Here is a 25,630-nt window from a genome sequence, read left to right on the forward strand (position 1 = left end):
CCTCAGTGCAAGTTACGCGAAAGCAGCAAGCACCCGCCATGACGATCCGCACCCGCAAGTTCCTCGGCGCCATCCTGCTCCTGGTACTGGCCACCGTCTGGGCCCTGCTCGGCATGGCGGCGGCGCAGATGCCGTGGATCGCCGAGTCCGGCTGGCGGCAGGCGATCTACTACGTCGTGGTCGGCATGGGTTGGGTGCTGCCCGCAATGCCGATCGTGAGCTGGATGCAGCGGCCCGACCGCGTCAAGACCACTCGCTAAGTCCGGCCCACAGCGCTCCCCGTCGGTTTCACCGGCGCAACGGCGACACCCGACGCCAGTACGCGCATCATCCGCAGCGAACGCACCCGTCCGTCCCAGGAAACTCGCGGCAGCGCGCGCAGATTGGTGCGTCCCTGCGCGTCCACGATGCCCGGGATCGTCGACACAGCGCTGGCAAATCCGGCCTCCTCCGCCATCACGACGTGGCTGCGCCGAAACGAAGAGCGGTCGCCGAACGGGAAAGCGAAATGCCTGATCTCGCGGCCGAAAGCCGCTTCCGCGACGGCCTTGCCCATCGTCATCTCGCGCAGCGCGGCCGCATCCTTCATGTTGGCGAGAACGGGATAGTTGACGGTGGCGCTGCCGATCGTCACGAGCGGATCGGCGGCCAGCTTCGCAAGGTCCTCCCAATCCATCGACGCCTCGCGCGAGAGCGCGGCGAGATCGATCCTGTAGCGCGTGCAGAGATCGGCGATCGCAGCCGACAGCTCCGCGGGCGGCAACGAGCGCAGCCAGCTCTCGAGATACGAAAACAGCGCCTGCTTCTCGGCATTGTCGGTGACGGTGAAACGCTGCTCCTTGTCGCCCATCATCAGGCTAATCCGGTTCTCGCGCGCGATCACCTGTTCGAGACCGAGCCACCAGGCTTCGCCGACGCCGTCGGGAAAGGCGGTGGGCACATAGATCGTGAAGGGTACGGCATGGCGCGTCAGCACCGGATAGGCGAAGTTGATGAGATCCTTGGGCACGCCATCGAAGGTCAGCGCCACGAAACGGCGCTTCTCCGGCAGCGTCACGGCTCGCCGGCAGACCTCGTCCATGCCGAGGAAATCGTACTTCCACCGCTTCAGCGCGCGAATCGCGCGGTCAAGAAATTGCGGCGTGATCTCGTTCGCGCGCATCGGCTGAAATCCGCGCCGCCGCGGCCGCACATGCGCAAAGCGCAGGATGACGCCGGCACCGCGACTGTGCAGCATGGCCCGGCCAGTGAACCAGGCCAGCTCGAGACGCAGCCGTTCCACCCATCTGTCGTCGGATGCCAAAATCCCATCCTTCGCGGCCCGCCGGCGCCCGTTCCCTCTCCCATCGTCATTACCCTTTGTTGACCTTTGTTTGCAAAGGTCGGCAACAGGCTGAAATACGTATTTTCGATTTCTCGACAGGTTTCGCGAATGACCATGGCTGCGGCGATGCAAAGCCGGACGGCAGAAGCGCCAGCGCGGTCGGAAGCGAGCCGTATCGCGCAGGTCGATGTCGTCACCGATCTCGCCGAGGCAGAGGCGGTCTGGCGTGCGTTCGAGGCGAACGGCCACCTCTTCACGCCTTACCAACGCTTCGACCTGCTCAGCCCGTGGCAACGCCTGGTCGGCGCCCGCGAAGGCGCCTGGCCGTTCATCGTGATCGCCCGCGACGCCGAGCGAACGCCGCTGCTGCTGCTGCCGCTCTCGCAACGCCGGAGTCGCGGCGTGCGCACGGCCTGCTTCATGGGCGGCAAGCACACAACCTTCAACATGGGCCTGTGGAATGCGGAGTTCGCCGCGCGGGCCGGCAGCGCCGATCTCGACGCACTGCTTGCGCCGCTGCGTGAGCATGTCGACGTGCTCGTGCTGACGCAGCAGCCGCAGCGCTGGCACGGCCAGCAGAACCCGTTTGCGCTGCTGCCGCGACAGAGCGCGATCAACGGCTGTCCGCGACTGGTGATGGAGCCGGGCGGCACGCCCGCATCGCGGATCAGCAATTCGCTCCGCCGCCGCCTCAAGAGCAAGGAAAAGAAATTTCAGTCGCTCGCCGGCTATCGCTATCACCTAGCCACGTCGGATGCAGACATCACCCGTCTGCTCGACTGGTTCTTCCGCGTCAAGCCGGTGCGGATGGCGGAACAAAAGCTCCCGAACGTCTTCGCCGAGCCCGGCGTCGAACAGTTCGTCCGCAACGCCTGCCTTGCGCCGCGCGATGAAGGCCGCGTCATCGACATCCATGCGCTGGAATGCGACGAGGAGGTGATCGCGATCTTCGCCGGCGTCGCCGACGGCGAGCGCTTCTCGATGATGTTCAACACCTACACGATGTCCGAGCACGCCCGCTACAGCCCGGGCCTGATCCTGATGCGCTACATCATCGATCGCTGTGCCGAACACGGCTACCGCTCGCTCGACCTCGGCATCGGTTCGGACGACTACAAGCGAATGTTCTGCAAGGACGACGAGGACATTTTCGACAGCTTCGTGCCCCTGACCTCCCGCGGCAAGCTCGCGGCAATGGCGATGTCCTCGCTCAGCCACGGCAAGCGGCTGGTGAAGCAGAACCAGGTGCTGTTCGACATGGCCCGACGGCTGCGGCAGGCGTTCGGGTAGCGAGCGCGCGAAGCGCAACTGCGTAACCGGGTTGGTTGATCTCTCCCCAATGGCCAGGGGCGATCGCATATGAGAGCATTCCCTGCGGCCATCCTTCGAGACGCCCGCCGTTGGCGGGCCCTCAGGATGAGGGCGGAGTGCGCGGCAGCAGTTTCAGCGGGCACCGATGCCACTTTAGCCTCATCCTGAGGAGACCGCGAAGCGGTCGTCTCGAAGGACGAGGCGCGCGCTCAGGGCCCGCCAAAAACTCATATGCGATAGCCCTGCCCCAAAGGCGGTGAGCGCCCCGCTCACGCCGCCACGACGCGCGGCGCCTCCATGGCATCCGACGGCAGCACCGGCTTGCTCAGCATCGTCACCTCGCTGAAGCCGACCGCCCTCAGCTGCTCGCACATCAGCGTGCGGGCATCAGGTGCCATCGACGCATCGGGCACCACGACGGCGCGGGCATGCGCCGTCAGCAGTTCGGCCGGAAGATCGGAGGCGCTGCCGGCGTCGATCAGCACGTGATCGTAGGCGCGCAGCAGCGCGTCGATCGCGAGCGCCACGCGCGGCGATTGCAGCAGGCTGCGGTCGAAGCCGGGACGGCCGGCCATGACCAGATGCAATCGCGAGAGCTTGTCGCGGGTGATGATCTGGGCGAACGAGGCCTCGCCCTGCATCAACTCGGCAAGGCCCGGAGCCGACGCATCGACGGACACCGCGGCAATGGTCGGCGAGGATGCGGCGAGATCGACGACGACGACGCGGGTATCGCGCGCCAGGTGCCGGGCGAGCGTCAAGGTCGACAGCGTGATGGCTTCGCCGGGCGCGGTGCCGAGCACCGTGACCTTCTTCGCCGCCGCGCCCGCGGCGCGCAGGCGGTCGGCGAGATGCTCGATCTCGGCGAACTCCGTCGCATCGGCATCGGCCGTCATCTCCGGCTGAAGCGGCGCCGGCTCTTCCATGACGGGTTCGACGACCGGCTCCACCACCACTTCTTGCCGCACCATCACCGGCTCTTGCCGAACCGCTGCCGGCGCAAACACAGCCGCCGCGCGCGGCGCGGTCTGACGCAACAGCTCACCGGTGACGACGACACCGGACGACAGCAGCAGCGTCGCGATGGTCGCGATCAGCACGATCGGCAGCTTCTTCGGATAGGCCGGCGTGTTCGAGACGATGGCGCGCGAGATGATGCGGCCGTCCGTCGGCGCAGTGTCGATGGTCTCGCGGGTATTGGCTTCGCGATACTTGGCCAGATAGGTCTCGAGCAGGTCGCGCTGCGCCTTGGCTTCGCGCTCCAGGGCGCGGAGCTGGACGTCCTGACCGTTGGTCGAGGCCGCCTGCTTCTTGAGCTGCTCGAGGCTCACGGTCAGGCCATCGACCCGGCCGCTGGCGATCCGGGCGTCGCTTTCGAGCGAGCGCGAGATCTTGGCCGCTTCGTCGCGGATTTGATTGTCGAGATCGCCAAGCTGCGCCTTCAGCTCCTTGATCCGCGGGTGATTGCCGAGCAGCGTGGATGATTGTTCGGCGAGCTGCGCGCGCAGCGTCACCCTTTGCTCCGACAGCCGGCGCATCAATTCGGAATTCACGACCTCGGATGCCTCGATCGGCTTGCCGCTCTGGAGCATCTCCTTGATCAGCCGCGCCTTGGATTCCGCATCCGCCTTCATCGAGCGCGCATTGTTGAGCTGGGTGTTCACCTCGCCCATCTGCTGGTTCGACAGCGTGGTGTTGTTGGTCCCGACGAACAGGCTCGACTTGGAGCGGAAGTCCTCGACCCTGGCCTCGGCCTCCGAGACCTTCTTGCGCAAGCTCTCGATCTCACCGGCCAGCCACTGGCTGGCGTTCTTGGCCTGCTCCTGGCGCACGCCCTGCTGGAGCACGAGATAGCCGTCGGCGATCGAATTGGCGACGCGGGCGGCAAGCTCGGGATCGGCGGACTGGAATTCGATCACGATCACGCGCGACTTGTCGACCGCATAGGCCTGGAGGCGTTCGTAATAGGCATCGAGCACGCGCTCTTCCGGCGTCATCGAGAACGGATCGCGGCCGATACCGATGAGCGCGGCAAGCGACTTCAGCGGCGAGACGCCTTGCAGCACCGGGTCGAATTCGGGGCGTTCGGCGAGCTTGTTCTTCTTGATGATCTCCCGCGCGAGATCGCGCGACAACACCAGCTGCACCTGGCTGGTGACGGCCTCGGCGTCGAGCGCCTGCCGCTCCTCGGCGCGGTCGCTGTTCGGGCGCAGGAACACGTTCTCGCGGCCATCGATCAGGATGCGGGCTTCGGACTTGTAGCGGGGCGTGACGAGATTGACGACAGCGAGAGACGCAACGAGCGCCAGCACCGTCGGCACGATGATCCAGCTGCGCTTGCGCGCCAGTGCCGTTCCAAGCGCGTGCAGGTCGATATCGCCGGATTCGACCTGAGCCTGTTTCGTGACAGCCGGCGCAGGGCCTGCTTCAACCTTGGCTTCGATCTTGGGCGCGGGTTTGGGTCGGGACTTCGAGACTGCCCGCTCGATCACCGCCTTGGCCTTGCCGGCACGCCAGAACGCTAAACGCATCGAACACTCCCGCAGGGCAACGCTGCGACTCTACCTCAACCGGGGCGATTACACTCCATTAAGGTTGCCGCGGGGTTAATCGCGACCGCCGATGGCCGGCCGACGCGCGCTCGTCACCGTTTGTTAACCACGACGCCCCTTAATCCCTCGCGATAATTTTCGTGAGAATTGTTCGGCAGTCGCCGTCGAGCTGGTTTTGATCATGTCCCCCTCTCCCGACCGGCCACTTCGCATCCTGCACGCCGTGCGTGCTCCGGTCGGCGGCATCTTCCGCCACATCCTCGACGTCGCCAACGGCCAGGTCGACCGCGGCCATCACGTCGGCATTCTCGCCGACAGCCTCACCGGTGGGGAGCGTGCCGACAAGGCGCTTGCCGAGCTCGCGCCTCGGCTGAAGCTCGGCGTGCATCGGCTCGCGATTCGCCGCGAGCCGTCGCCCGACGATGTCCTGGTATGGCTTCGCATGCGGCGCCTGATCGCCACGCTCAAGCCCGACGTGATGCACGGCCACGGCGCCAAGGCCGGCGCCTTCATCCGCATGCGGCGGCGCTCGGACGAGACCATCCGCATCTACACCCCGCATGGCGGTTCGCTGCACTATCCCCTCAACACCCTCAAGGGCGAGTTCTACGCACGGCTCGAGCGCGCGCTGATGGATTCGACCGACCTATTCCTGTTCGAGAGCGCATTTGCCCGCGACACCTATCAACGCATCGTCGGCACGCCCAAGGGGGTGGTGCGTTGCGTCTTCAATGGTGTCACTCCCGAGGAGTTCGAGCCTGTCGTGACGGCCGACGATGCCACCGACCTCGCCTATGTCGGCGAGTTCAGGCATATCAAGGGTGCGGATCTGCTGGTCGATGCCGTGGCGCAGCTGCATGCGGGCGGCAGGAAGGTCACGCTGACGCTCGGCGGCGACGGCGAGGAAACCGCGGCGCTGAAAGCGCAGGTCGAGAGGCTCGGCCTGTCCGACGCAATCCGCTTCATCGGCCACGTCAAGCCGCGCTATGGCTTCTCCAAGGGGCGGCTGCTGGTCGTCCCCTCGCGCGGCGATTCCATGCCCTACGTCGTGATCGAGGCGGGTGCCGCAGGCATTCCGATGATCGCGTCCCGCATCGGCGGTATTCCCGAGATCTTCGGCTCCGACAGCCCGGCTTTGTTTGCGCCGAGCAATCCCGAGGCCATGGCGGAGGCGATCGCCGCGGCGCTGGACGATCCGCAAACGACCGCGCAGCGCGCGGCGTCCTTGCGTGAGCGCATCTCGGCACATTTCTCGCAAGCCGCCATGGTCGAGGGCGTGCTCGCCGGCTATCGCGATGCGTTTGCCAATCATTAACCATCCTTAAGCTCGCTTTAGAAAATCTTCCGATTTGTTCGATAATCGAAGCGCCAGGGGATGCTTGCCCGGGGCGCGCAAGACCGTGCCGCAAGTTTTGGAATGGACGTGGACGCCCGTGGAACCGCTCAACGCACGCTCGATGCTCGATGCCGCGACCAGCGCTGCGGCAAAGCCCGCTGACCAGCCCTTCGTGGAGCGCCGTCGCCGGCTCTCGTCCGCCGCGCTCGAAGTGGTCAACCAGAAGGTCGCTCGCGCCTATTCCCCGATCGTGATCGCCGGGTTCGTCCGCCTGGCTGATTTCGCGCTGCTGAGCCTCGTCGGCATTGCGCTCTATGTCGGCTATGTCATGCCGCTCTCCGGCGCCTTCAGCTGGATTTATCCGGCCGAGGTCGTCGCCGTCGCGGTCGCCGCCGTGGTCTGCTTCCAGGCCGCCGACATCTACCAGGTGCAGCTGTTCCGTGGTCAGCTCCGGCAGATGACGCGGATGATCTCGTCCTGGTCCTTCGTCTTCCTGCTGTTCATCGGCATCTCCTTCTTCGCCAAGTACGGCAGCGAAATCTCGCGACTGTGGCTTGCCGCCTTCTACTTCCTCGGGCTCGCCGCGCTGATCGCCGAGCGTCTGGTGCTGCGCGCGCTGGTGCGCGGCTGGGCACGCCAGGGCCGGCTCGACCGCCGGACCATCATCGTCGGCTCCGACAGCAACGGCGAGCAGCTGGTCGAGGCGTTGAAGGCGCAGGAAGATTCCGACATTCACGTGCTCGGCGTCTTCGACGACCGCAACGACAGCCGCGCGCTCGACACCTGCGCCGGCGCGCGCAAGCTCGGCAAGGTCGACGACATCGTCGAGTTCGCCCGCCGCACCCGCGTCGACCTCGTGCTGTTCGCGCTGCCGATCTCGGCGGAAACGCGCATCCTGGAAATGCTGAAGAAGCTCTGGGTGCTGCCGGTCGACATTCGCCTGTCCGCGCACACCAACAAGCTGCGATTCCGTCCCCGCTCCTATTCCTATCTCGGCGAGGTGCCGACGCTGGACGTGTTCGAGGCGCCGATCACCGACTGGGACCTGGTGATGAAGTGGCTGTTCGACCGCGTCGTCGGCAGCATCGCGCTGCTCGCAGCGCTGCCGGTGATGGGACTGGTGGCACTGGCGGTGAAGCTCGACAGCCCCGGGCCGGCCCTGTTTCGCCAGAAGCGCTTCGGCTTCAACAACGAGCGCATCGACGTCTACAAATTCCGCTCGATGTACCACCATCAGGCCGACCCGACCGCATCGAAGGTCGTGACCAAGAACGATCCGCGCGTCACCCGCGTCGGCCGCTTCATCCGCAAGACCAGCCTCGACGAGCTGCCGCAGCTCTTCAACGTGGTGTTCGCCGGCAATCTCTCGCTGGTCGGCCCGCGGCCGCATGCGGTGCAAGGCAAGCTCCAGAGCCGTCTGTTCGACGAAGCCGTCGATGGCTATTTCGCCCGCCACCGCGTCAAGCCGGGCATTACCGGCTGGGCCCAGATCAACGGCTGGCGCGGCGAGATCGACAATGAAGAGAAGATCCAGAAGCGCGTCGAGTTCGACCTGTACTACATCGAGAACTGGTCGGTGCTGCTCGACCTCTACATCCTCCTGAAGACGCCGATCTCGCTGCTGACCAAGAACGAGAACGCGTATTGAGTTGAGTTTCTCCGTCATGCCCCGGCTTGACCGGGGCATCCAGTACTCCGCAGCGCCAGCCGTTTTCCGCAATGGGCGCCGCAGAGTACTGGATCGCCCGGTCAAGCCGGGCGATGACGGCGTGTTTTGTGGCGTAAGAGTTGCGTGAGCGTATGAGCGTGCGATGACGTATGCGGCGACAGCCGGGGAGATGAATGCAGCGGTCCGTGCTGCGCCCGGCGTGCTGGCGCTGCAGCGCGCGCTGGTGTGGCTGGTCGGCGCCTCCGGCGCGATCGTTTTCATCGAGCCGAGCCCCTACGAGATCGCGACACTGCTCGCCACCGTCACCTTCTTCGCCACCGGCCTGCGGCTGAAGCTCGTTCTGATGCCGCTGGTCGCGCTGCTGGTCCTGCTCAACGTGGGCTACACCATCAGCGCGATCCCGCTATTCGATAAACCCGAGGTGGCGAGCTGGATAGCGACCTCCTGGTACATGGCGGTGACCGTGGTGTTCTTCGCCATGGTCGTTTCGGAGGACACGACGGCCCGGCTGGACATGCTCCGCCGCGGCCTCGTGGTCGGCGCGATGGTTGCCTCGCTATTGGCAATCGCCGGCTACTTCCACCTGGTTCCCGGCGGCAACGACCTCCTGACGCTCTATGGACGCGCGCGCGGCACGTTCAAGGACCCGAACGTGCTCGGCGCCTTCCTGATCCTGCCGGCGCTGTTTGCGCTCCAGAGCGTGGTCTCAGACAAGTTCGGCAAGGCGTTCCGCAACGTGATCGCCTTCGGTATCATGTCGCTGGCGATCCTGCTCGCCTTCTCCCGCGCCGCCTGGGGCGGACTGGTGCTGACCGCCGCCTTCATGCTGGCGCTGATGGTGCTGACCAGCCGCACCAACGCGCAGCGCTCGCGCATCATCGTCATGGCGATCGTCGCCGCGGTGCTGGGCCTCGCGCTGATCGCGGTACTGCTGTCGTTCGATTCCACCGCCGAGATGTTCAAGCAGCGCGCGAGCTTCGACCAGAGCTATGACGAAGGCCGCTTCGGCCGGTTCGGCCGGCACATCCTCGGCGCGGAGATGGCGCTCGACCTGCCGTTCGGCATCGGCCCCCTGCAATTCCACCGCTACTTCCCCGAGGACACCCACAACTCGTACCTGAACGCCTTCATGTCCGGCGGCTGGCTTTCCGGCGTGTGCTATCCCGCGCTGGTCTTCACCACCGTCATCATGGGCTTCAGGCACATCTTCGTGCGTGTGCCCTGGCAGCGCGCCTATCTTGCGGTCTTCTCCGCTTTCCTCGGCACCGTCGGCGAAAATTTCGTGATCGACACCGACCACTGGCGGCACTTCTGGATGATGCTGGGCGCGATGTGGGGTATGATCGCGGCCGCGCAGGCCTACAAGATCAGGGCTGACGAGGAAGCCTAGCCCTTACTTCTCCACCTTGAACGTCAGCCCCGCATTGTCCTGCAGCCGCTTGATCAGCTTGTGCTGCATCGCCGCGCCCGGCGTCCAGAAGCCGCCCGGAACATCCGTCGCATCACGCAGCAGGCAGATCGCGCATTCGGAGATCATCTTGGAGGTCGAGCCGTAGCCGGGATCGCGGTCGCCGGTGACGCCGGCGCGGACCTGGCGTCCGTCCGGTGCGATCGCGACATAGAGCAGATCGAACAAGCCCTTCTCGCGCTCCTCCTTCGACGGCCCCTCGCCCGGCTTCGGCGCGTTCGGGCCGGTCTTCTCGGCATTCGCCGCCATCACGCGCTTCGCGTTGGCCTCGCCCTTCTCGCCGGGACCGGTCAGAACCATCTCGTCGTAGACAAACTCCTTGCCGTAGGGAAAGCCCATCAGCATGTTGGAACGATGGACGTTGCGGGTGTTGATCAGCGCCATCATGAACGGCGCCGCCCAGGATTGCAGGTCCTCCTCGTAAGCCGCCCTGTTGCCCTTGGGCTGCTTCGGGCCGGTGAACCCCGGCGTCAGCGCAAAATGATCGTTGAGAATGGCGACGAGGCTGAGATCCTTGGCGACCGCATCGAAGGTCGCTTTCGCGCTTGCCGCGGTGCCGCCTGACAGCGTGCCGCGCATGTCGCGCACGCGGCCCTTCACGCGCGCAGCGGGCGCACCGAACACGCGCTTGGCCTCTTCCTGCACGAAGAACGTACCGAGCTCGAACGGTACGGAATCGTAACCGCAGGAGAACACGATGCGCGCGCCGCTCGCCTTGGCCGCCGCCTCGTACTTGTCGATCATCTGCCGCATCCAGACCGGCTCGCCGCAGAGATCGAAATAATCAGTGCCGCCGGCGACGCAGGCCGCGAGCAGATCCTCGCCATAGAACTGATACGGACCGACCGTCGTGATCACCGACCTGGTCTGCGCCACCATCGCCTTCAGCGACGCCGCATCCGACGCATCCGCCACGATCAGCGGCGTGTCCGCCGGCGCACCGATCGCGTCGCGCACCGATTTCAGCTTGTCGAGGCTGCGGCCCGCCATGGCCCATTTCAGCGCCCTGTCGTCCTTGTAATGCGTTGCCAGATACTCGGCGACGAGCTGGCCGGTGAAACCGGTCGCGCCGTAGACGACGATGTCGAATTTCGCAGAGCTCATGGTCGGCCTTTACTTCTTCGCGTAACTCACGCCCATGCCGGCACGGACGTCGCTTTGAATGCCATAGGGCGGGATCGGATAGCGCAGGCCGTTCCTGGCCAGCGCCTTCATGCCTTCAACTGCCTTGGCGAGATGGGACGGCTGCAAGGCCATCAGCATCTCCTCGTCCGGCACGCCGCCATAGCGCCGTTCGGCATAGCATGGCAAGGACAGGCTGGGCTCCCCGGTCTTGAGCGCCCGACCCCAGGAATCGGCGCATGCGGTCTCGCCGACCACGCCCCATTCGAACTTCCGGTAGCCGGTATATTGCAGCCCGTTGATCAGGATGATCATCTGCCCGGGCGTCGCATAGACGAGGCAGATGTCGGGCGGATCGAGCCGGCCGCTCGCCAGCGGACTGACGGCGAGCGCCTGGTATTGCCCGAACGGAACCACATCCAGCGCCTGCTGGCGCTTGCGCGCATCCTCTGCGGTACCGTGCCAGACCCCGACATAGTTTTCGCCGGCGAGCCAGTTCTCGTCCTGCGGAGCAAGGCCGATCACCGCGCGGCATTGCGCGCCGACGAGGTCGTCGGCGGTGATGCCGACGGTCCATCCCAGGCGCGCGGCCATGCTGACGATCTGGTCGGTGGTGTGAATTGCGTTCGGACGGCGGATCTTCGGGATCGCCTCCATCTCCGCGGCCGTTGCGAACAACTTCATGCCGATCACCGTCGTCTTCAGCCGCAACAGGCTGTTGAGGTCGGCGACGACGCCTGCAAGATCGATCCTGTCTACGCTCTGCTGTTGCATGACTTCCTCCCGGCCGGCGATCGCGCGCCGTGTGTTGTTGTTTTGCGGCCCTCGTTCTAGTCCTTGGCCGGTCCCGGAAGCAACTCGCCGGTCCTTCCCATCAGACGGTAGGCGACGAGGCCGATCCACTCGCGTACGGCCACATCAGTTCGGCGGAGCCCATCCGCGCCGATATTGGTGAAGGAGAAAAGATCGTCACGTCCCCCCATCCGCCAGTCCACGGGATAGGCCTCGACGTCAAATCCGGCCTTGCGGAAGATCCCCATCGAGCGCGGCATGTGGAAGGCCGACGTCACCAGGAGCCAGCGCTCGCCCCGTTTTGGAGCCACCATTTGCTTTGTGAAGATCGCGTTCTCCCAGGTGTTGCGGGAATTGCGCTCGAGGATCAGGCGCTGCTTCGGTATGCCGAGATTCTCCAGGATCGGCGCGGAATAGTCGGCCTCCCTCGCCTCGGTCGAAACCAGGTTCGCTGAGCCTCCGGTGAAGACGATGCGCGCGTTCGGATAGCGCCGCGCGAGCTCGGCCGGCGCAAACAGACGATCGGCCGCGTGCGCGACGACGGGCGTGCGGTGTGCCGCCGACAGATCGGTGTCGACGGAGCCGCCGAGCACGATGATGCCGTCGGGCGCGCCGCGCGAGGGATCCCACGCGGGAAAGCGCGACTCCAGCGGATAGATCAGGAGATTGCCGAGCGGCGAGAACGCAGCGAGCCCCAGCACCACCAGCGTGATCACCGCGAGCCTGCGGCCGAGCGCGGCAAAGCGCGTCGCCATCAGCACGACAGACAGGATTCCGAGCTCGGCCAGAAGATTGATCGGCAGCAGCGCAACGCCAAGGGTCTTGGAAAGAACAAAAAACAGGGGAGCCTCGCTGAAATCATCGTGCCCGTCTGCGCAGGGCTTGACCGGCCCCGCCATCTTCAGAAATCTTCTTGAAAGAGGATCGATCGCCGGGTCAAGCCTGCGGCCGATGAAACCAACCGGACGCGGCAAATGACCCATCATCACCTGCATTCCAGCCCCGAAACCTGCCATTGGGGCTTCTTCGAAGCCGCGCTCAAGCCCGTCCTCACCATTGCCAGCGGCGACGAGGTGACGGTCGATACCATCAGCGGCGGCCCCGACATGCTACCCGACCGCGACAGGTTTCACATTCCGCCCGAGATGCACGAGGTTCACGCGAAGAACGAGCGCATGCTGCCCGGCCACATCCTCACCGGTCCGATCGCGGTCCAGGGGGCCGAGCCCGGCGACGTGCTCGCGGTCGATATCCTCGACGTTCAGCTCCGGCAGGATTGGGGCTGGAACATGATCAAGCCGCTGTCCGGTACCCTGCCCGACGATTTCCATGAGACGCGCATCCTGAACATCCCGCTCGACCGGTCACGGATGACCGGCCGCATGCCGTGGGGCCTCGACCTGCCTCTCAAGCCGTTCTTCGGCGTGATGGGCGTTTCGCCGCCGCCGGCCTGGGGCCGCATCTCCTCGCTGATCCCGCGCGCGATGGGCGGCAATCTCGACAACAAGGAGCTCGGCGCCGGCGCGACGCTGTATCTGCCGGTGTTCGTTCCGGGCGCGATGTTCTCCTGCGGCGACGGCCACGGCGTGCAGGGCGACGGCGAGGTCTGCGTCACCGCGATCGAGACCGCGCTCCAGGGCCGCTTCCGCCTGACGCTGCGCAAGGACCTCAGGCTCGACTATCCCCGCGCCGAGACGGCGACGCACTACATGACCATGGCGATGGACCCCGACCTCGACCAGTGCGTGGTGCGCGCGCTGCGCGACATGATCGCGCTGCTCGGCGAGACGCGAAACCTGTCGCGCGAGGACGCCTACACGCTGTGCAGCCTGGCGGCCGATCTGCGGGTGACCCAGACCGTCAATGGCGCCAAGGGCATCCATTGCATGATCGAAAAGGCGATCGTGCACGGCTGAGCCCGCCGGGCCCTTCCCCGACCTGCCGACATCAAGCCGCCGCCCGGTGTTCCCTGCGGCGCGCCGCGCCGTGTCCGATTCTCAAGCGATTCCAACTAGGTGAGCGGCCGCCCCGGCGCTGATTTGACTTCCACCCCCAAACCTAAATAGAGTCTTAATCGTTACTTTTATGTACCCGAGTAAGAGGCTAGCGTTCGGCCATGGCCACCGAAAAAGCCGAGACTGACCGCATTCCCGTTACCTTGGCGCTCTCGACCATCGCCTATCTGGAGAAGCTGGTGAGACAGGGCACCCACGGCACTAGCGTTCCCGGCGTCGCACGGACATTGATCGAGGAAGGCATCCGTCTCGCCATCAAGGACGGGCTTTTGTCGATCCGCGACAATGGCAGGACGTGAGCGCGCGCCGGACGTGAGGCGGACGGATCTCGAGAAGGCGGATGGCCGACATCTGCAACCTGGGACCGTTACACATGCGTGCCGTCTCACCAATCTCTTCACCAACCTGGACCGACGAACGCATTGAATTGTTGAAGCGGCACTTCGAGGCCGGCCTCTCCTGCCGCGAGATCGCCGCCGACATCGGCGTCAGCCGCAACGCCGTGATCGGCAAGCTGTCCCGGCTGAATCTGACGCGCGGCCGGGCGGTCGACGACCGCAGGGCCCAGGACAGAGGCCTTGCGCCGGCGCGCACGCGGAGGGCCGTGCCGCGGCTGCAATATGAGATGCTCGCCACGATCTATGGCGAGACCGACGCCCCCGCGGTCGCCGGCCCCATCGACGAGGCCAATCGCTGCTCGCTGCTGGAGCTTGCCGAGAACCGCTGCCGATGGCCGATCTCGACGCCGGGCGAAGACGATTTCTGCTTCTGCGGCAACACGGCTCCCGACGGCCAGCCCTATTGCGCCGGCCACAGCCGCCTCGCCTACCGGCCGAACGCGCGCGCTCGGGTGATGCGCGGCTGATGCTGCACCATGCTCCAGAAAACAAAAAACCTCCGGCGGGGCATCACCGGAGGTCTCTGGAGGCTTAGCGTGAAGCTAAGAGCCGCAACTTTCGTATTTGGCTGGGAGTTATATAGCTTAGTAACTCAGGTAAGTAAATAAGTTTGAGGCGATCGAATCGCATGGCTCGTCATCGTCGTCTGCACAGCCGCCAGGCTTTCCGAACCCCTTCTTTGCGAAAAAGCCCCGGCGGTTTTCCCGCCGGGGCTATGTCGCATTGCGAGGCTCTTACCAGTTGCGCTGAGCGCGGAGCAGCAGCGTAAAGCTGTCCTGATCCTTCAGCTCGTAGACAGCCGCCGGCTTGGCGGTGGCTGCGCTCCCGCCGTAGGCCACCGTGCCCGAGTACTTCTGGTCGATCCGGCTCCAGTTGAAGTCACCCGAGAAGGTCAGGTTCTTGACCGGAGTCCAGCGGGTGATCACGCCAACCTGGGCAATGTCAAAGTCCGGATTGCAGGTGCCGGTCAGGGCCAGGGCCGCCATGCCTGCACTGCCACAAATCAGTCCCTTAGCGGCGCTGCTGTAACGGACCGCACCGTACGCACCGTAAAGCGCCGTGTTCCAGTACGGATTCCAGTTGTGCGTGAATGCGCCGCGCATACCGTAGGTCTTCGTGAGTTCGAGGCCGGTGCCGGCTCCGAAGACTGCGTCTGAGACGCCAGCGAAACCGACGCTCTGGTAGGCACCGTTGCCGCTGCCGCTGAACATCGAGTAGCTGGTCGCCGCAAGGCTCTGGAAGTTGTAGCGGCTGGCACCCTCGGTGTAGACGCCCTGGATGTTGATCACGTCGCCTGCACCGGTCGGGATGTTCTTGATCGACAGAGCCAGTGCAGCGGCCCACCCCCATTTGTCGGACGGTGCGCCGGTCGTTTCGCTGGCACCATAGTATCCGGCGTGGTTGTCGTGGGCCGCCACCGAGGCCTGGAACAGACCCCAAGCCTGGTCGACACGCACCATACCGACGATATCAGGCGAACGCGAACCGCCGATGTCATTGAGACCGTAGGCGCCACCGACGATGCCGGCAGCCGTCGCTCCCGAAGTATTCCAGATGTTGGTCTGGTAGTACGCGGTCTGATCCTGCGCCGAAATCGCGGCCGTGATGCCCTGCCCAAAGTCCGCAGTGTAAGTGAACTGGTTCACGCCGGTAACGGTGCCACCGCCGCCGACCAGCTGGTCGAAGTTGTTGCCCGGATAGTTCGTCCACGGCGCGTCGAACTGCGACACGGACTTACCCATCGTAAAGCCTGCGAACTGGATGAAGGCGTAGTAGACGCCGAGCGAACCGCCGGAGACCGAGCCCGAACCGCTCGTCCCGGAGGGAGCCGAATCATAGCTGGTCCCACCAGCCCCGGTGCCGCTATAGCTGCCGGACGTCCAAGTATACACCGCATCGAAATAGGTGCGGACGACGCCGTATTCGGTCGCGGTGCGCGTGTCGATGTTGAAGTCCGCGCGGGACCGCATCGAGTAGTAGTTGGTCAAACGGTTGTGGCCGCCGGCCACGCCGCTGAACTGACCGTTGTAGTGACCGCCCGAGTTGAGCGCGACTTCAGCACGCAGATAGCCACCCAGCTTGATGCAGGTGTCGGTGCCCGGGATGTAGTAGAATCCGGCGCCGTACAACGAGCAGATCTTGACGTACTCGACCGCCTTGGCCTTGACGGGCAGATCGGCTGCCTGCGCTCCGCCCACGGCAAACAGACCCGCCGCGGAGCCGAGCAAAAGGCTCTTCACCAATTTCATATTAACCTCCAAGTTGTCATTCACGGCGAGGCGGGCCGTTAGCGCCCCCCAATCCCCGCTCTCAAAAACCGCTCAGCCGCTTCGCGCCTTCGGACCCACGCGCTTGAACGCGAAGGACCAGAGCGACCCACCTGCAACGGAACGGTCGAGAATCCCCCCACCGTCGGGCGGCACTATGCATGTGAGAATTTGGTAATCAAAATAGTTTATGAAATCAGCTTTCTGATTTGCCGATCGCTGTGTCGCGGCAGCAACAGCAAAGAATGACCCGATCGACTGAGTGGGTCATATTTGTCAGTTCTGTAACAAATTTGTCCTGCTCTGCACTTGCGTCAGAGCAGGCTTGCGTGGACTATGACGTTCCACGAACACCGACCTGAACAATCGGTTCACGGAGTGACGCTGTGTCCGCGACGAGGAAAGAAGGAGCGCGCCTGCGCACCATCGGCAATCTGGATATCATCAGGCGATTCACCTGGGAGATATCGTCGATCAACATGTATCTCGAGGAGCTGCGTCAGTTCTGGGCGAGGACGCTCGGCATCAGCGGGCCGCAATGGTTGATCCTGATGGCCATCTCCGACCTCGACAAGGACGACGGCATCCCGGTCAACGTCGTGTCCAAGCTCCTCCACGTCGATCCGTCCTTCGTCACCACCCAATCCAAGCTGCTCGAAAAGAAGGGCCTGTTGCGCCGCCGCCCCTCGCCGACCGACGCCAGGGTGGTCCGGCTGTCCCTGACCGAGAAGACGCAGAAGCACCTGGCGAGCCTCAACGAGCAGTACAAGACCATCAGAGAATTCGTCTTCCAGGAATTCGACGAAGCCGAGCTCACCGAATTCACCACCAAGCTCGCGACGCTGAAGACCCGCCTCGAGAAGGCCTGCGTCCGTCTGAGCCTGGACTTCTGACGCCCGGTCCGGACCGCGCCGCTAGATGTGCCCGATGGCACCGAGCCGCGATTCGAGCCAGTCGAAGATGTATTCGTTGGCAAGGCTCGGATTGTCCGCATGGGACTGTGCCGCACCGGTCTCAGCCGCAGTGAACACCTTCAGCATGACGTCCGAGCTGCCGAGCCTCGAGTTCTGCACGATCTGACGCGCCCGATCGGCTTTGAGCCAGCCGTCCTCGCCGAGCGTGATCAGCACCGGGCACTCGGCGCTGGATGCCATGAGCGGCGCATGCGGCACCGGGACGATGCTGACGTCGCTCTTCGCGAACCGGCTGGCAAAGAAGGCCCGCTCGTGCAGGTCCCACAGGCCGCCGTCGCAGACGGCGGCGGCAAGCCGCGGCTCCTGCAACACCGCGCGCGAGACGAAGGACGAGCCCCAGCCATCGGCGATGATCCCGACGCGCGCGAAGTCGACGTCACCGCGCGTCTCCAGATAGTCCATGACGCCAGGGATCGCGCTCTCGAGATCCCGGCGCCGCAACAGCGCGTCGAGAAAATCGTCGCGCTGGTCGCCGAAGAGGTCGAGGGCCAGCATCGAGAAGCCGCGCTCGCGCGCATGCGGCACGAGCTTGAACAGGAACTCTTCCTTGCGGTGGCCGGGCTCGCCGATGCAGATCACGGTCGGAGCCCGCCCGCCGGCTGACGGCGCAGGAAGGAAATAGCCCTGCAGCGAGTGCCCGTCGAGCCAAGGTATCGTCACGACTTCGCCGGCCGGGCTGCGCGCGGCGAGGTAGCGGCGGGCGCAGTCCTGCATGGCCAGCACCGCAACCCAGCGGCGCTCGTCCGCCGGTTCGAGCGGCATCGCCGCGGCACCATAGTAGTTCATCGCGCGCAGCCAGTTGCGCTGCGCGCTCGCCAGATGGCCCTCCGCGAACGCGGCCTCGGCGCGCTGCCGATTGGTCTGCGCCAGCCTCTTCCACTCGCGATGCCAGGACCGGTCGTCGCCGCGCTTCAGCTGCCGCGCGATCATGAGGCATTCCGCGATCGTGGCGCCGCCCTCCTGGGCCGCAGTGAGCAGCCGCGTGAACTCAGCGGAGATGTCCTCTCGTTCCGGGCAAAGGGTCCAGTCGTCGGAGAGACATGCGGGCATCATCGGCAGCTACGCTCTATCGTCGCGTTACTCCTGACGACTAAACCATTTCAGTCCGTCAACCAAGCGGCCGTGCGCCCGATGAGAGGCGTTTCAGATCACCATCGCTTGAACATCGTCATGTCGCATGCGTGACATTCCGATGGGTCATGGAGCGGGCGAGCATTGGCAAGAGGTGGCACGCAAAATTGCTGACGCATCTCTTGCCATGATGAACATCATACCCATATTCGCGCCCGCCCGGAGGCAGTCTCAGCCGAGCCGCCAGCCGACCTCCTGCGTGAAACTTTCGTAGAAGGCACGGTCGTAGGCCTGCTCCGGCGTGGCGCGCACGCGCTCGTCGAGGCGCTTGGCGTCCTCGCCGACGAGGATGCGCCAGCGCTCCGCCTTGACGCCGTCGAGAATGATCGTCGCCGCCTGCGCGGCCGTCGTCGGCGCTTCCTCGAGGAAGCTGCGGGCGCGCTCGGCGAACACCGCCTGGATGTCCTCGTCCGACATCTTGTCCGCATCCGGCACGCCGGCCGCGATCATGCGCTTGCGGGTCAGCGCCACCTCGTCGTCGTTGAGCCGCTCCGACCCATCGGCGCTCTGCACCTTGCGCGAATTGGAGACGATCGAGGTGCCGATGTGACCGGGCATCACCACCGAGCATTTGACGTGCGGCGCGTGCAGGCGGAGGTCGTTGATCAGCGCTTCGGTAAATCCCTTCACGGCGAACTTGGCCGAGCTGTAGGCCGTGTGCGCCTGGTTCATGCCGATCGAGGCCCAGAAGCCGTTGACGCTCGCCGTGTTGACGATGTGCGCCTCGTCCGCTGCCACCAGCATCGGCAGGAAGGTGCGCACGCCGAGATAGACGCCGCCCCAGCAGATGTTGAAGGTGCGCTCCCACTGCTCGCGCGTGTTGGTGAACAGGCTGCCACCGCCGCCGATGCCGGCATTGTTGAACAGCAGATGGATCCTGTCCGTCTTCTGCTGCTCGGCGAGCTCGTCGCGAAAACGCTTCAGATGATCCTCGATCGCGACGTCTGCGACATGCGTGGTGACACTCAGGCCCTGCGGCAGCTTCTCGGCCTCGCAGAGCCGCTTGGTCTCGGCCATCGCGGCCTCGGAGACGTCGCACATGGCGACATTGCAGCCTTCGGCGACGAGCTGCCGCGCGAGCTCGCGCCCCATTCCCGTGCCGCCGCCGGTGATGACCGCGATCTTTCCAGCAAAATCTTTCATGGGACTTCGGTCCCTCCCCTTGTCGGTATGTTTCTTCGTCACAGCGCCGCTCAGCGGGCCGCGTGCAAAACTGTAGCAGCGCTGCATCCGCAAAAGAAAGCGGATCGGCGATGTCATCTCCGGCGTCAGTTATTTCGGCACGCGGACTATTGGCCGCTCAGTGCGGTCTCCACCGTACCTGTGACGCAGCTTCGCCCGCGGCACATCCTTCGAGACGCCCGCCGTCGGCGGGCCCTCAGGATGAGGCTGGACCGCGTGGCAGCAGTTTCAACAAGCATCGATGCCCAGTCAGCCTCATCCTGAGGAGACCGCAAAGCGGTCGTCTCGAAGGACGAGGCGCTTGCTCCGTCGTCGCTGGAAAGCACATTCGATCTCGCTGCTGTGATCGGCCTGTGAAACACCGACGGCGCTGCGCCGAGCTTTGCAGTGGCTCCCGTATTTGTCCGGCTTCGGGTTAAGGGCATTTCTTTTACGATCCGAATCATCAGACCGGGTGGACGCTGGGTTGAGTCGGCCGGGCCAGCGTGTCGTTTGCGTGTAACAGGCTCTGGCACTCCGCTTGCATCCTCTTCGTGGTCAGAAACAACCGATGAGGTGACAGGAATGTTCGTGACCGTCGTTGCCGTGCTGTGCCGGCTTGGCGCAGCCAGCTCAGGCAGTTGCGTCGAGGAAATCGTGACCGACAGCAACATGACGCCCGAGATTTCGATGATGCAGTGCGCGGTCGGCGCACAGGCTCCGCTCGCGAAATGGATGGGCGAGCATCCGATCTATCACGCCAACTGGCGCCTCGAGCGCTACAAATGCGTGCCGGGTCACTACGAGATCAAGGGCCACGCCTGACGGCCCCGCAAAACTACTGATCCGAACACGACGGATCGAGGAAACGCCCCGGAGGCCGCCTCCGACGGGCCGCACAGCGCCAGTCCCGATGACGCGGCGCACTCAGTGACAACGATCACATCGCCTTCCTTATGCCACCGCGCGCATGATAAGCGCACGCGCACGCCGCCCTTCCGACGTCGGCATCGGCGCATAATTGTGCGGCTGGTCACAGAGCAGATGCAGTTCCACCGGCAACGCCTACCGCCCTCGCCCGCGCCGCGAGATCGACGCTGTCAGGGTAAAGCAGATCACGCGTCTCTACGGAGATCGTCATCGACGCCAGCGCGCGGAAAGCGCGGTTGAGAGGACTGACGAAAACAAACCAGTGAGTTGATCGGCTTCGAAATCGCCTCTCCGAGGAAGATCGCTTCAGTCGGCGCTAGTATCTAGCGTTGACCGGGGGACGGCATTCGTCTTAACCGCCTGACATTTCTTACAAAGCTTCACGCAATAGCGCGAATCACTAGCTAGAGTCCCAAGAGTACGGGCCTGTTCAGGATCGAGCGTTTTCGATCAGGGCAACGAAGATTCTGCATGCCATTCGCGATCAACGTGGTGGCTGGGAAGCGAGAAGGAGCTACATGTTAGCTAAAGCGAGTTTGCCAGACTGGATTGCAGCCGCCGCGGCCGTCGTTGCGTGCTATGTCGCCTACGACGCACTTGTCGCATCCACGCGGGCTTGGGTTGGCCCACTGAAGCCACGGCCACAATCGCTGAAGACGGCACGGTTACGCTGAAGGTGTCTTACAAGAACGCAGGCAAAGAGCCCGCACTGAAATTTGGCGACGATTGGTCCGACGATTGGGCCGCGACAATTGACCCGAGTAAGAACAATCAACCTGACCTGTTCTTCGACGCGTGCCAAAGCGACGGTGGCTTAGGTAGGTGCTCTGCCCGCGCTGAGAAATGGCAGCGAGAAAATGTTGGGACAAGAATGTTTTTCAGAACAGGATTGCATTGCCAGATTTTCCGTATCAGCACGTCAAGACAACAGGATTGAAGATTAGCCCCATGGATAGCAATCGCATTGTGGTCGTACAGGGTTGTTTCGTACACAAGAGCGACATAACTCTGCTTCCTGTGCATCGCACGTCGTTCTGCTATTTCTATCGCGTTGGACAGACGGATAAGGTGATGCAGCCCTGTCCCGTCGCAAATGACGCAAGTTAGACGGTATTCCTTCTTTGAAGGGCTGTCAGAGAACCTAACATCGCCGCAGACGCATCAGCAGCGAGAGGCGATTTGATTGAAGGTGCGCGCATCCTTAGCGCTTAAGGAAATTTGAGAAGCGCAGGATGTATTCGATGGAATGCAGGAGCGCCCGACCACGAGCGACTTTGAACAACGTAGTCGATTTGTTGGGGGCGACATAGATTGTGTACCCCTCCTCGACGCCCGCGCGGAGAATGCGGACACATTCAGGTGTGCAAGTTTTGAAACAAGACGTACTTGCCTCTGATCCGCCGATTGTCGGCGTCGGGGTCGCCGGACCAAAGTCGATTCGGAAAAATCTTATTCAATCAATGACACGCTACTGTGCATGGGGTTGTTTTCGATGTTTTAGTATACCGACCACCGAACCAGCCATTCGCCGCTGGCCGCCGCGCACGCATCGCTGGCGCGAGCAGGCCCACGCCAACAGTCAATCCACCCGAAAGACGATTTGAAGAAATGGTCGGAGCGAGAGGATTTGAACCTCCGACCCCTAGTCTCCCAGACTAGTGCGCTAACCGGGCTGCGCCACGCTCCGAACGTCGTTCCATTAGCTAGGATCGCCGCTTTGCGCAAGGCGAGGCCGCAGCATTTTGGTGTATCCGCCCAAGGCGCCCGGAACTATCCGCCAAGCCGGTGGGCCACCGCCCCTACCCGTCCTTCAGCGCCTGATCCAGCATCTCCCGGCAGGCGACGAGGTCGGCGAGCGCCCGGCCCAACCGCTCCCGGTCCAGCGCGCTGGGGCCGGCGGGCGCAGCAGTGGCGCCGCCCTTGCGGAAGGTGGTGAGGATCTCCTCGTCGTCGATCTCGCTGAAGCGGAAGTCGATGCCTTCCTCTTCGTTGCCCTGATAGTCGTCATCGTCGGTGTCGGTGACGCCCTTGATGGGCGCCTCATCCTCGGGCTCCATCAGGCTGGCGCCGATGGCGTCCTCGATGGCCCCAAACGAGACCGCGGCCGCGCTGTCGGCGAGGCCCTGCACCGATTTGACGCCGTGCTCCTTCAGGATCCGCTGCACCCCGCGGATGGTGTAGCCCTCACCATAGAGCAGCCGGCGGATGCCCTTGAGCAGATCGACGTCGTCGGGGCGGTAGTAGCGGCGGCCGCCGCTGCGCTTCATCGGCTTGATCTGGGAGAACCGGGTCTCCCAGAACCGCAGCACGTGCTGCGGAATGTCGAGTTCCTGCGCTACTTCGCTGATGGTTCGGAACGCATCCGGCGCCTTGTCCAAATGCCAAATCCTTTGCGAAAGGGTTACGCCTCTTGTTGGGCCTTGCTGGTGGCGTCGCCATTGGCGCGGTGCTGGCCGTTGATCCGCTGCTTCAGGATCGCCGACGGCTTGAACACCATGACCCGGCGCGGCGAAATCGGCACCTCGGTGCCGGTCTTCGGGTTGCGTCCGATGCGCTGGCCCTTCTTGCGGACCATGAAGGACCCGAACGAAGACAATTTCACCGTCTCGCCCTTTTCGAGGCAATCGGTGATCTCCTTCAGCACGAGTTCCACGAAAGCGGACGATTCCGTGCGCGACAGCCCTACCTTCTGGTAGACGGCTTCGCACAGATCAACTCGCGTTACGGTTTTACTTTGATCGGTCATCGCCCTGCCCCACATCACGGCGAACAATTGTTGTCTGAAATTATGAGGTTACGATACGGCGGTCAACAGCGCTCATCAATGCAGACGCATCGATTATCGGCGCGAATTCCGGCAAAATTTTACCGACTGTGGCTTACCAGCGCAGCAGCGCAGAGCCCCAGGTGAAGCCGCCGCCCATCGCCTCCAGGAGAATCAGGTCACCCTTCTTGATGCGGCCGTCCTTGCGCGCCACCGCCAGCGCCAGCGGGATCGATGCGGCGGAGGTGTTGCCGTGACGGTCCACCGTCAGCACCACCTTTTCCGGCGCGATGTGAAGCTTGTGGGCGGAAGCGTCGATGATTCGCTTGTTGGCCTGGTGCGGCACGAACCAGTCGATGCTTTCGGCATTGAGCCCGGTCGCCTCGAAGGCGTCGACGATGACGTCGGTGATCATGCCGACCGCATGCTTGAAGACCTCGCGGCCTTCCATGCGCAGGTGGCCGACGGTCTGGGTCGAGGACGGGCCGCCGTCGACGAACAGCTTTGCCTTGTGCCGGCCGTCGGAGCGCAGATGCGTGGTCACGACGCCGCGATCGGTCGCGGCATTGCCTGGCTGCTCCTGCGCCTCTAGTACCACCGCCCCGGCGCCGTCGCCGAACAGCACGCAGGTGCCGCGGTCGTTCCAGTCGAGGATGCGCGAGAAGGTCTCGGCGCCGATCACCAGCGCGCGCTTGAAGGCGCCGGTGCGCAGGAAATTGTCGGCCGTGGCAAGCGCGAACACGAAGCCCGAGCACACCGCCTGGAGGTCGAAGGCAGCGCCATGGTTGATGCCCAGCCCGTGCTGCACGGCGACAGCCGTCGCGGGGAAGGTGTTGTCCGGGGTCGAGGTCGCCAGCACGATGAGGTCGATCGACTGCGCGTCCATGCCGGCATCGCTGAGTGCGGCCTGCGCCGCCTTGATCGCCAGGTGCGAGGTAAACTCGCCCTCGGCCGCGATGTGCCGCTCGCGAATGCCCGTGCGCTGAACGATCCACTCGTCGGAGGTGTCGATGCGGGCCGCCAATTGGGCGTTGGTCACCACTTGCTCCGGCAGATATGAGCCGCAGCCGAGCACGACCGAACGAATTTGAGTCACGAAACATCCTCCGGCGCGGGCTGCACGAAACTGAGTGCACCACCCTCGCGGTTGAGCATCTGATTGATCTTGTTCAGGAGATCGTAGTGAGCCATCTCATAGCCAACATCGATCGCATAGGCAAAGCCTTCAGCGTTGGTTCCGCCATGGCTTTTGACCACCACCCCCCTTAACCCCAGCAGCACGCCGCCATTGGACTTGTTGGGGTCCATCTTGTCGCGCAGGGCCTGGAAGGCGCTGCGGGCGAAGACATAGCCGAGCTTGGAGAGCCAGCTCCGCTGCATCTCGTTACGGAGCAATTCCGCCATCTGGCGGGCGGTTCCCTCGGCGGCCTTGAGCGCGATGTTGCCGCTGAAGCCCTCGGTCACAATGACGTCGGCCAGCCCCTTGCCGATGCCGTCACCCTCGACGAAGCCGATATAGTCGAGCTCCGGCAGGTTTCTCGCCCGCAGGATCTCGCTGGCCTCGCGGATCTCCTCGTGGCCCTTGATCTCTTCGGCGCCGATGTTGAGCAGTCCGACCGTAGGTCGCTTCTTGTTGAACAGCACGCTCGCCTTGGCCGCGCCCATGACCGCCATCGACACCAGATGGTGCGCATCGCCGCCGAGGGTGGCGCCGAGGTCGAGCACGACGGATTCGCCGCGCATGGTCGGCCATATCGCCGAGATGGCCGGGCGGTCGATGCCCGGCAGCGTCCGCAGGTGGAAGCGCGCCATCGCCATCAGCGCGCCGGTATTGCCGGCGGAGATCGCGACATCCGCCTCGCCCTTCTTGACCGCATCGATCGCGAGCCACATCGAGGAGGTCTTGCGGCCGCGCCGCAGCGCCTGGCTCGGCTTGTCCTCCATGCTGACGGCGACGTCGGTATGGACAATCCTGGAGGCGGCTTTGAGCTTCGGATGCTTGTCGAGCTCGGGCTCGATCCTGGCGCGGTCCCCAACCAGCAGGAACTCGGTATCACGATGCCTGCCAAGCGAGATGGCAGCGCCCGGAATGACCACGGCGGGGCCGACATCGCCTCCCATGGCGTCCAGCGCGATGCGAACCTTGCTTGGCATAAAAGTCCTGGAAACCTGGTCTGGTGCGGTCTTGAGCTAGCGGGGCCGCAAAATGAGTTCGCCACGGACATGGCGATCGGCCAAGCGCCACGCCGCACCCGGACCGGGGCGCGACAATAGCGTTTTGTTACCCCGAAACAACCTCTTGCCCCCAGCCTTTTGCATTTGGGGCGACGCGGCCACGAACCCCGGATTTAGCAGGAAGTGCATTGAAATCAGAAAGATAAACGCTCCTTTCAAACCATCGAGGAAAATGGCTCGC

The 25,630-nt window shown here is 64.1% G+C and carries 22 protein-coding genes and 1 tRNA gene; 10 read left to right on the forward strand and 13 right to left on the reverse strand.

Annotation, left to right across the window (positions count from 1 at the left end; translation table 11 throughout):
- Positions 1–38: 38 nt before the first annotated feature.
- Positions 39–260 carry a DUF2842 domain-containing protein gene (locus ACSHT2_RS05095; RefSeq protein WP_124158023.1) on the forward strand — a complete coding sequence of 74 codons (222 nt, stop codon included), beginning with the start codon at positions 39–41 and terminating at the stop codon, positions 258–260.
- Here the strand turns inward: ACSHT2_RS05095 and ACSHT2_RS05100 are convergent.
- Positions 257–1,303, reverse strand: coding sequence for a polysaccharide deacetylase family protein (locus ACSHT2_RS05100; protein ID WP_440640646.1), 1,047 nt, complete (start codon positions 1,301–1,303; stop codon positions 257–259). The genes ACSHT2_RS05095 and ACSHT2_RS05100 overlap by 4 nt on opposite strands.
- 129 nt (positions 1,304–1,432) lie before the next feature.
- On the opposite strand from ACSHT2_RS05100, the gene ACSHT2_RS05105 reads away from it, so the two are divergent.
- Entirely contained in the window at positions 1,433–2,614 is a 1,182-nt protein-coding gene (locus ACSHT2_RS05105) for a GNAT family N-acetyltransferase (protein ID WP_440640647.1), read from the forward strand.
- A gap of 290 nt (positions 2,615–2,904) precedes the next feature.
- On the opposite strand, the gene ACSHT2_RS05110 is transcribed toward ACSHT2_RS05105, so the two are convergent.
- The gene (locus tag ACSHT2_RS05110; RefSeq protein ID WP_440640648.1) at positions 2,905–5,166 is read right to left on the reverse strand and encodes a GumC family protein; all 2,262 of its coding nucleotides are present in this window, start codon (positions 5,164–5,166) and stop codon (positions 2,905–2,907) included.
- A gap of 202 nt (positions 5,167–5,368) precedes the next feature.
- Between ACSHT2_RS05110 and ACSHT2_RS05115 the strand changes: the two genes are divergently transcribed.
- The 3 genes from ACSHT2_RS05115 (at position 5,369) to ACSHT2_RS05125 (ending at position 9,582) form a co-directional block, all read left to right on the forward strand.
- A complete protein-coding gene (locus ACSHT2_RS05115) occupies positions 5,369–6,502 on the forward strand; it encodes a glycosyltransferase family 4 protein (RefSeq protein WP_440640649.1) in 1,134 nt (377 codons plus the stop codon).
- A 118-nt stretch (positions 6,503–6,620) separates the two neighbouring features.
- The gene (locus ACSHT2_RS05120) at positions 6,621–8,171 is read left to right on the forward strand and encodes an undecaprenyl-phosphate glucose phosphotransferase (protein WP_440640650.1); all 1,551 of its coding nucleotides are present in this window, start codon (positions 6,621–6,623) and stop codon (positions 8,169–8,171) included.
- A 163-nt stretch (positions 8,172–8,334) separates the two neighbouring features.
- Positions 8,335–9,582 (forward strand): O-antigen ligase family protein, encoded by a 1,248-nt coding sequence (locus ACSHT2_RS05125; RefSeq protein ID WP_440640651.1) that lies wholly within the window; start codon positions 8,335–8,337, stop codon positions 9,580–9,582.
- 3 nt (positions 9,583–9,585) lie between these two features.
- Here the strand turns inward: ACSHT2_RS05125 and ACSHT2_RS05130 are convergent, their stop codons facing one another.
- The 3 genes from ACSHT2_RS05130 to ACSHT2_RS05140 are packed head-to-tail and all read right to left on the reverse strand — an operon-like array spanning position 9,586 to position 12,380.
- Positions 9,586–10,764: a saccharopine dehydrogenase family protein gene (locus tag ACSHT2_RS05130; protein ID WP_440640652.1), complete on the reverse strand. Its 1,179-nt coding sequence runs from the start codon at positions 10,762–10,764 to the stop codon at positions 9,586–9,588.
- A 9-nt stretch (positions 10,765–10,773) separates the two neighbouring features.
- Positions 10,774–11,556: a DUF169 domain-containing protein gene (locus ACSHT2_RS05135; RefSeq protein ID WP_440640653.1), complete on the reverse strand. Its 783-nt coding sequence runs from the start codon at positions 11,554–11,556 to the stop codon at positions 10,774–10,776.
- Between the two features lie 56 nt (positions 11,557–11,612).
- Positions 11,613–12,380 carry a YdcF family protein gene (locus ACSHT2_RS05140; protein ID WP_440642769.1) on the reverse strand — a complete coding sequence of 256 codons (768 nt, stop codon included), beginning with the start codon at positions 12,378–12,380 and terminating at the stop codon, positions 11,613–11,615.
- Between the two features lie 168 nt (positions 12,381–12,548).
- Here ACSHT2_RS05140 and ACSHT2_RS05145 point away from each other — a divergent pair, with 168 nt between their 5' ends.
- The 3 genes from ACSHT2_RS05145 to ACSHT2_RS05155 all read left to right on the forward strand — a co-directional run bounded on the left by ACSHT2_RS05145 (position 12,549) and on the right by ACSHT2_RS05155 (position 14,454).
- Complete coding sequence (locus tag ACSHT2_RS05145; RefSeq protein WP_440640654.1) at positions 12,549–13,490, forward strand: acetamidase/formamidase family protein; 942 nt, start codon at positions 12,549–12,551, stop codon at positions 13,488–13,490.
- Positions 13,491–13,690: 200 nt separating this feature from the next.
- The gene (locus ACSHT2_RS05150; protein WP_024341172.1) at positions 13,691–13,888 is read left to right on the forward strand and encodes a hypothetical protein; all 198 of its coding nucleotides are present in this window, start codon (positions 13,691–13,693) and stop codon (positions 13,886–13,888) included.
- Positions 13,889–13,962: 74 nt separating this feature from the next.
- On the forward strand, positions 13,963–14,454 hold the full coding sequence (locus tag ACSHT2_RS05155; protein ID WP_440640655.1) for a GcrA family cell cycle regulator: 492 nt from the start codon (positions 13,963–13,965) through the stop codon (positions 14,452–14,454).
- A gap of 267 nt (positions 14,455–14,721) precedes the next feature.
- Here ACSHT2_RS05155 and ACSHT2_RS05160 read toward each other — a convergent pair whose 3' ends face one another.
- The gene (locus ACSHT2_RS05160; protein WP_440640656.1) at positions 14,722–16,236 is read right to left on the reverse strand and encodes a porin; all 1,515 of its coding nucleotides are present in this window, start codon (positions 16,234–16,236) and stop codon (positions 14,722–14,724) included.
- 404 nt (positions 16,237–16,640) lie between these two features.
- On the opposite strand from ACSHT2_RS05160, the gene ACSHT2_RS05165 reads away from it, so the two are divergent.
- On the forward strand, positions 16,641–17,147 hold the full coding sequence (locus ACSHT2_RS05165; protein WP_440640657.1) for a MarR family winged helix-turn-helix transcriptional regulator: 507 nt from the start codon (positions 16,641–16,643) through the stop codon (positions 17,145–17,147).
- Positions 17,148–17,168: 21 nt separating this feature from the next.
- Here ACSHT2_RS05165 and ACSHT2_RS05170 read toward each other — a convergent pair whose 3' ends face one another.
- Both ACSHT2_RS05170 and ACSHT2_RS05175 read right to left on the reverse strand, forming a co-directional pair.
- Positions 17,169–18,281 (reverse strand): alpha/beta hydrolase family protein, encoded by a 1,113-nt coding sequence (locus ACSHT2_RS05170; RefSeq protein WP_440640658.1) that lies wholly within the window; start codon positions 18,279–18,281, stop codon positions 17,169–17,171.
- Positions 18,282–18,530: 249 nt separating this feature from the next.
- Positions 18,531–19,502, reverse strand: a complete 972-nt coding sequence (locus ACSHT2_RS05175; RefSeq protein ID WP_440640659.1) for an SDR family oxidoreductase — start codon at positions 19,500–19,502, stop codon at positions 18,531–18,533.
- 603 nt (positions 19,503–20,105) lie between these two features.
- On the opposite strand from ACSHT2_RS05175, the gene ACSHT2_RS05180 reads away from it, so the two are divergent.
- A complete protein-coding gene (locus ACSHT2_RS05180; protein WP_028178804.1) occupies positions 20,106–20,345 on the forward strand; it encodes a hypothetical protein in 240 nt (79 codons plus the stop codon).
- A gap of 1,714 nt (positions 20,346–22,059) precedes the next feature.
- On the opposite strand, the gene ACSHT2_RS05185 is transcribed toward ACSHT2_RS05180, so the two are convergent.
- The 5 genes from ACSHT2_RS05185 to plsX all read right to left on the reverse strand — a co-directional run bounded on the left by ACSHT2_RS05185 (position 22,060) and on the right by plsX (position 25,368).
- Positions 22,060–22,137, reverse strand: a tRNA-Pro gene (locus tag ACSHT2_RS05185).
- A 112-nt stretch (positions 22,138–22,249) separates the two neighbouring features.
- A complete protein-coding gene (locus ACSHT2_RS05190; protein WP_440640660.1) occupies positions 22,250–22,828 on the reverse strand; it encodes a MerR family transcriptional regulator in 579 nt (192 codons plus the stop codon).
- A 23-nt stretch (positions 22,829–22,851) separates the two neighbouring features.
- Positions 22,852–23,196 carry an integration host factor subunit alpha gene (locus ACSHT2_RS05195; protein WP_028136003.1) on the reverse strand — a complete coding sequence of 115 codons (345 nt, stop codon included), beginning with the start codon at positions 23,194–23,196 and terminating at the stop codon, positions 22,852–22,854.
- A 133-nt stretch (positions 23,197–23,329) separates the two neighbouring features.
- A complete protein-coding gene (locus ACSHT2_RS05200) occupies positions 23,330–24,310 on the reverse strand; it encodes a beta-ketoacyl-ACP synthase III (protein WP_271529386.1) in 981 nt (326 codons plus the stop codon).
- A complete protein-coding gene (plsX, locus tag ACSHT2_RS05205; RefSeq protein WP_319327796.1) occupies positions 24,307–25,368 on the reverse strand; it encodes a phosphate acyltransferase PlsX in 1,062 nt (353 codons plus the stop codon). Before plsX ends, ACSHT2_RS05200 begins: the two co-directional genes overlap by 4 nt.
- Positions 25,369–25,630: the final 262 nt, after the last annotated feature.

The sequence above is a fragment of the Bradyrhizobium sp. PUT101 genome (genome assembly GCF_052043945.1).
Taxonomy (GTDB): Bacteria; Pseudomonadota; Alphaproteobacteria; order Rhizobiales; family Xanthobacteraceae; genus Bradyrhizobium.